Source organism: Prescottella defluvii, from assembly GCF_000738775.1.
GTDB classification, from domain to species: Bacteria; Actinomycetota; Actinomycetes; order Mycobacteriales; family Mycobacteriaceae; genus Prescottella; species Prescottella defluvii.
The window spans coordinates 44,092-50,091 of the sequence record NZ_JPOC01000073.1 but is presented as its reverse complement, the minus strand read 5'-3'; the positions used below and the strand labels follow the sequence as shown (position 1 = coordinate 50,091).

The 6,000-nt window shown below is 69.5% G+C and carries 5 protein-coding genes; 4 read left to right on the top strand and 1 reads right to left on the bottom strand.

Going from position 1 to position 6,000, the window contains the following annotated elements:
- The 4 genes from IJ15_RS0122460 to IJ15_RS0122445 all read left to right on the top strand — a co-directional run.
- Nucleotides 1-1,782 (top strand): ATP-binding protein (locus IJ15_RS0122460; protein WP_031940582.1); only part of this gene is annotated, 1,782 nt, incomplete at its 5' end.
- An 86-nt stretch (nucleotides 1,783-1,868) separates the two neighbouring features.
- A complete protein-coding gene (locus IJ15_RS0122455) occupies nucleotides 1,869-3,446 on the top strand; it encodes a class I adenylate-forming enzyme family protein (RefSeq protein WP_231569635.1) in 1,578 nt (525 codons plus the stop codon).
- On the top strand, nucleotides 3,436-4,197 hold the full coding sequence (locus tag IJ15_RS0122450) for a crotonase/enoyl-CoA hydratase family protein (RefSeq protein ID WP_031940580.1): 762 nt from the start codon (nucleotides 3,436-3,438) through the stop codon (nucleotides 4,195-4,197). The genes IJ15_RS0122455 and IJ15_RS0122450 overlap by 11 nt, the downstream gene beginning before the upstream one ends.
- Nucleotides 4,198-4,202: 5 nt before the next feature.
- A complete protein-coding gene (locus IJ15_RS0122445) occupies nucleotides 4,203-5,171 on the top strand; it encodes an adenosine deaminase (protein ID WP_031940579.1) in 969 nt (322 codons plus the stop codon).
- Between the two features lie 127 nt (nucleotides 5,172-5,298).
- On the opposite strand, the gene IJ15_RS0122440 is transcribed toward IJ15_RS0122445, so the two are convergent.
- Nucleotides 5,299-5,838: a Dps family protein gene (locus IJ15_RS0122440; protein ID WP_031940578.1), complete on the bottom strand. Its 540-nt coding sequence runs from the start codon at nucleotides 5,836-5,838 to the stop codon at nucleotides 5,299-5,301.
- Nucleotides 5,839-6,000 lie beyond the last annotated feature (162 nt).

Genomic DNA, 6,000 nt, shown 5'->3' with positions numbered 1-6,000 from the left:
GCGCTGCCGGATTTCGCTGTCACCGAGGAGAATCGGGTTGCGATCGCCCGGATCTGTCACCGCCTCGACGGTTTGCCGCTGCCGATCGAGCTGGCCGCCGCGAGGGTGCGGGCACTGTCCCCGGACCAGATTCTGGAGCGGCTGACCGACAGGTTCCGGCTTCTCACCGCGGGCAGTAGGGTCGCCCCGACGCGACAGCAGACCCTGCGCTGCTCCGTCGACTGGAGCTTCGAGCTGTGTACCCCGCAGGAACGTCGACTGTGGACCCGGTTGGCGGTGTTCTCGGGTGGGTTCGAACTCGATGCCGCGGAGGGAATCTGTGTCGAGGACGCCGCACCGGGGGAGGTGCTCGATCTCGTGGCCTCGCTGGTCGACAAGTCGATCCTCCTCGTGGAGGGCGCCGGCCCGGTGGTGCGGTACGGGATGTTCGAGACGCTGCGCGACTACGGGCTGGAGAAGCTCGAGGAATCCGGCGAGTACGAACGTTGCCGGCGACTGCACCGCGACTGGTTCCGCGGTCTCGTCGAACGTGCGGCCGCCGACTGGATCGGGCCGAGGCAGCCGGAACTGATTGCCAGACTCGATCGGGAGCAGGCGAACCTGCGTGACGCACTGGAGTTCAGCGTCACGGACCCGGGTGACGGTGACGAGGGCGTGCGCATGGCGGCCGCGATCTTCCCGTTCTGGTTCTGCCGCGGCATGTTCGGCGAGGGCCGACGGTGGCTCGTACGGACACTCGACGGGTCCGAGGATCGCCCGGATCGGGTGCGGGTGGCGGCGGTGTGCGCGGCCAGTCAACTCGCGGGCATGCAGGACGACTTCGCGGCGGCCGCGAATCTGATCGCGCACGCCGCGCATCTCGCGGAGCACATCGGCGATCCCCTGGTCGACGCGGCGGTCGCGCATGCTTGTGGGCTCCACGCGATGTACCGGCGTGATCTCGAACGGGCGACCGACTACTTCGAGCGGGCGGTCGGTCCCTTCCGGGAGGAATCCGATCCGCACTGGCTGATCTGCGTCCTGCAGGGTTCGGGACTGGTCAGCGGCATGCGCGGAGACCTCGCGCGGGCGAAGGACTGCCACGCCGAGGTCGTCGCGATCACCGCCGCGCGCGGCGAGTGCGAGTTCCGGGCGCGGGCGATGGTCATGCTGAGTGTCGCCCTGTGGTCGCAGGGCGACCACGCGCGCGCGTCCGGATCGTTCGACGAGGCGCTGCAACTTGCCTGCCGGGTCGACGACCAGTTCGCGGGCGCGGGCTGCCTCGAATCGATGGCGTGGGCGGCCGCGGCGCGGCGGGAAGGCGAGCGGGCCGCGATCCTGTCCGGGGCCGCGGAGGCCCTGCGGCAGGCGATGGGGGTGTCCGTCGCGCTGATACCGACCATGCTCGTCCACCACGAGGAATGCCGACGCCTGTGCCGTCGGATCCTCGGCGACCGGGCGTTCGAGGCGGCGTTCGCCAACGGAGCGGCGCTCGAGTTCCCGGAAGCGGTCGACTACGCGTTCGGCCGCCGGGACGGATTCGATCTCTCCCGCGCCGAGATGGCCGCCCCGACCGCGCCGATGCGGATCGTGACTCCGGAACCCGATACGCCGGTGCTGACGCGCCGCGAGAGGCAGGTCGCGGATCTCGTCGCTCGCGGGCTGACGAACCGCGAGATCGCGGAGAAGCTGGTGATCTCGCCGCGCACCGCCGAGGGCCATGTCGAACGCGTGCTCGCCAAGCTCGGGTTCGGGTCACGCGCCCAGATCGCGGCATGGGTGGCTGAGCACGAGCGTGCCTGAACTGCGCACATTCGTCCCGCGTGCGGTGCGCGTGGTGCGCGGTTCGACCGACGGGGATGTGACATAGGTCATATAGTCGGGCTGACGTGACCAACGCGGTGGAGGTGGGCATGGCAGCGCTGCTCGAGTACCCGGTCGGGCCCGATCGGCTGCGGGACGACCGGTTGGTGCGCGGTACGGACGGGCTGCTCCGGTACCGCGGGCTGAGCGCCTCGCTCACCGAGCTGCTCGACGTCGCCGCGCACCGCTTCGGTGCCGGGGAGGCCGTCGTCGAGGTCGGCGGCGAGCGTCTGACCCATGCGCAGTTGTGGACGTCGGCGGCGCGGGTGGCCGGGGGTCTGCTCGAGCAGGGGATCGACGTCGGTGACCGTGTCGCGATCCGCATGCCGAACGGGACTCGATGGGTGGAGGCGTTTCTCGGTGTGCTGCTCGCCGGCGGCGTGCCGGTGCCGATCCATCCGGGACACGGCGTCGCGGAAGCACAGCACATCGTGGCCGACAGCGGCAGCGTTCTGGTGCTGGACGGCGAACTGCCGCAGGGCGTTCCGTTCATCGACGACGGTGCGGGTCCGGCCGATTCGGCGTTGCTGTTCTATACCGGCGGCACGACGGGTCCGCCGAAGGGTGTCGAGTTCTGCCACGAGAACGTGTTGTCGACGATCGAATCGGTGATCGGGGCCTGGGGTCGTGAACTCGGCGGAGCTGCCGAGTGCGGCGGGGGGCTTCGCCACGGGATCGCGTTGCCGCTCAGCTCCGCAGCGGCGTGCGTGTCGCAACTGCTTCCGACGCTCGTGCTGGGTGGCACCGTCGTCCTGCAGCCTCACGCCGACGTCGGCGGTCTGCTGCGCGCGCTCGAAGACGAACGAGTCGAACGTCTTTCGGTGGCCGCACCGTTCCACCGGCAGATGGCGCGGGTGCCCGGCCGCGAGTGCGACACGCTGCGGTCCCTCGCGCTCGACGGCGAGCCGCTGTCGGCCCCGTTGCTGCGCCGATTGCGGGACCGCTTCCCGGCTGCCGAGGTCGGCTCCGGCTGGGCGATGACGGAGACCGGCGGTGCCGGGCTGATCCAGCGGGTGGGCGATGTCGTCGGCGACGATCGATGGCTCGAATCGTCGCATGGGGGAATGGAGTTCGCTGTCGCGGAATCCGACCCGGGTGTCGGCGAGTTGTGGTGCCGAGGGCCCAGCGTGATGCGAGGCTACTGGGGTGATCCGGCGACCACCGCGCGCACGATGGTCGGCGGCTGGCTGCACACCGGCGACGTGATGCGAGTCGGTTCGGACGGTTCGTTCCGTATCGCGGGCCGGGCAGGGGAGGCGGTCGAGTTCCCCGGCGGGGTCGTCTACAGCCGCGAGGTCGAGGTCGCGCTGCTCGAGTGCCCGGGGGTGACGGAGGCGGTGGTGGTGGGAGTGACCACTCCCGCCGGGCCGGATGTCGGTGTGGCCGTCGTCGCGGATCCTGGTGCCGGTGTCGGCCTCGACACGGTGCGCGAACACCTCCGCGCGGCGCTGTCGGGGTATCGGCCGTCGCCTCGGCTGTGCGCGAGTGTGCCCGTGCTGCCACGCACTACCACCGGACGCGTCGACCGGAGATCGGTACGGTCGTGGCTGCAGGGTGCGTCAGGTTTCAGTTCCACGACGAAGGGAAATGTCGATGTCGGATGAGGTCCTGCTCGATCGCCGCGACCGGGTGCTCGTGATCACGATCAACCGTCCGGAGGCGCGCAATGCGATCAACGGTGCGGTGAGTCGCGGGCTCGCCGCCGCGGTCGACGAGTTGGACGAGGATCCGGGCCTGTCACTGGCCGTCCTCACCGGTGCCGGTGGAAATTTCTGTGCGGGCATGGATCTCAAGGCCTTCGTGGCCGGCGAGAACGTGGTCGTGCCGGGTCGGGGTCTCGGTTTCACGCAGGCGCCGCCCCGCAAGCCGATCATCTCGGCGGTCGAGGGGTATGCCCTCGCGGGCGGTACCGAGCTGGTGCTCGCGACGGATCTCGTGGTGGCCTCGCGCGAGGCGCGGTTCGGCATCCCGGAGGTCAAGCGCGGGTTGGCGGCCGGGGCCGGCGGCCTGCTGCGGTTGCCCGAGCGCATCCCGTACCAGAAGGCGATGGAGTACGCCCTCACCGGTGATCCGTTCACCGCCGAGGAGGCCGCCGCGTACGGTTTCGTGAACTCGCTGACCGAGCCGGGCGGCGCACTCGACGGCGCACTTGCGCTCGCGGACCGCATCACGGCCAACGGCCCTCTCGCGGTTGCCAAGACCAAGGAGGTACTCGTTCGCGCCCGCGACTGGCCCGCCGACGAGGCGTTCACGCGGCAGCTCGAGGTGATCGGTCCCGTGTTCGGATCCGAGGATGCGCGGGAAGGGGCCACCGCGTTCGCCGAGAAGCGGGCGCCCATCTGGAAGGGGCGGTGACCAGCATGACCACGCTGCCGTTCGCGGAGCTGCACATGCACATCGAGGGAGCACTCGGGCCGGAGCTGATCTTCGCGTTGGCCGAGCGCAACCGCATGCACCTGCCGTACCGGGACCTCGCCGATCTCGAATCGCGCTACGAGTTCACGGATCTGCAGTCGTTCCTGGACCTGTACTACGCGAACATGGCGGTGTTGCGGACCGCGGAGGATTTCGCCGACCTCACCCGGGACTACCTGCGTCGCGCCGCGGCCGCGGGAGTGCGGCACGCGGAGATCTTCTTCGACCCGCAGGCCCACGTCTCCCGGGGTGTGCCGTTGCAGGTGGTGTTGGACGGGATCCTCGACGCGCTGGCTGCGAGCGAGCGGGAGTTCGACGTGAGCAGCGGGCTCATCGCGGCGTTCCTGCGGGACCAGCCCGTGCACGACGCGGAGGAGGTTCTCGCCGAGATCCTGCGGCTGCAGGCGCCGATCGTCGGCATCGGTCTCGATTCCGCGGAGGTCGGCTATCCGCCGACGCTGTTCGAGGACGTCTTCGCCCACGCGCGCGCTGAGGGGCTGCACGTGGTCGCGCACGCGGGTGAGGAGGGTCCGCCCGAATACATCTGGCAGGCTTTGGACGTCCTCGGAGTCGAGCGGATCGACCACGGCGTGCGGTGCCTCGAGGATCCGGCGCTGGTGCAGCGTCTGGTGGACGAGGAAATTCCGCTGACGGTGTGTCCGCTGTCGAATGTGCGACTGCGCGTGGTGGATTCGATCGCCGAGCATCCGCTGCGCACGATGCTGCGCGCGGGTCTGCGGGTGACGGTCAACTCGGACGACCCCGCCTACTTCGGTGGCGACGTCGGCGAGAACTTCGCCCAGTTGCGGACGGGGATCGGGTTGACCGACGCCGAGGTCGACACCCTGGCGCGCAACTCGATCGAGGCGTCCTTCGCATCGCCGGCTCGCAAGGCCGAACTGCTCCGCAGCTAGACCGACACGCGGCGGGCCGGTTCGACGAACCGGCTTCAGGGGACTGGCGGGATTGTGCTTGGGGAGGGCCGGTCCGGGCGCCCCCGACGGGAGCCCGGACCGGGGTCGGGTGGTTGCGGCGCCGCGGTCAGCGGACGGCGGCCGCAGCCTTCTTCTCGGTGGACGCGCCGTCGTTGGCGAGTCGGCCTCCCGTGTTCTCGAGGTGGGCGCGGATGAACCACTGGAACTTCTCCAGTTCGGCCGTCTGGCCGATCAGCATGTCCTCGGTGATCGGGTCGATCTCGCCGACCTTCGCGATCGCCTTGCGGTTGCCCTCGATCAGGCCGGTGTACACCAGGTCCAGTGCGGCGAGGTGGGCCTGCGCGCTGTCACGCCCGACGGAGTAGTCGTCCCACGACCGGTCCTTCTCGATGGCCCCGGGCGTGCCCTGGGGCGAGGCGCCCAAGGCTGCGATCCGTTCGGCGACCGCGTCCGCGTAGCCGCGAACCAGGTCCACCTGCGGGTCGAGCATCTCGTGGACTCCGATGAAGTTGGGGCCCACGACGTTCCAATGCACGTGCTTGAGCGTCAGGTGGAGGTCGTTGTAGGCGCTCAGTCGATTCTGGAGGGTGTCTGCAACCGTGGCGCCCTGGTCGGTGGTCAGTCCGGGAACGGTGAAGTTCGGCATCGTCTGTCCTTTCGATCCTTGTGTCCACACCTTCCGGCCGTTTCGAACTCTTTGTCGGCCGGATGATGTTGTCCTGTTCGACGCTACTACAAAATCTGTGTCGTGCACGGTAGATAAGTTGGTGCAGGTCGAGCGGTTGCAGCACGCGGCGCGGCCGTAGGG

Excerpts from the sequence above, each read along its gene's own strand:
- IJ15_RS0122450 (WP_031940580.1), top strand. The coding sequence starts at position 3,436 with ATGTCGGATGAGGTCCTGCTCGATCGCCGCGACCGGGTGCTCGTGATC.
- IJ15_RS0122445 (WP_031940579.1), top strand. The coding sequence starts at position 4,203 with ATGACCACGCTGCCGTTCGCGGAGCTGCACATGCACATCGAGGGAGCA.
- IJ15_RS0122440 (WP_031940578.1), bottom strand. The coding sequence starts at position 5,838 with ATGCCGAACTTCACCGTTCCCGGACTGACCACCGACCAGGGCGCCACG.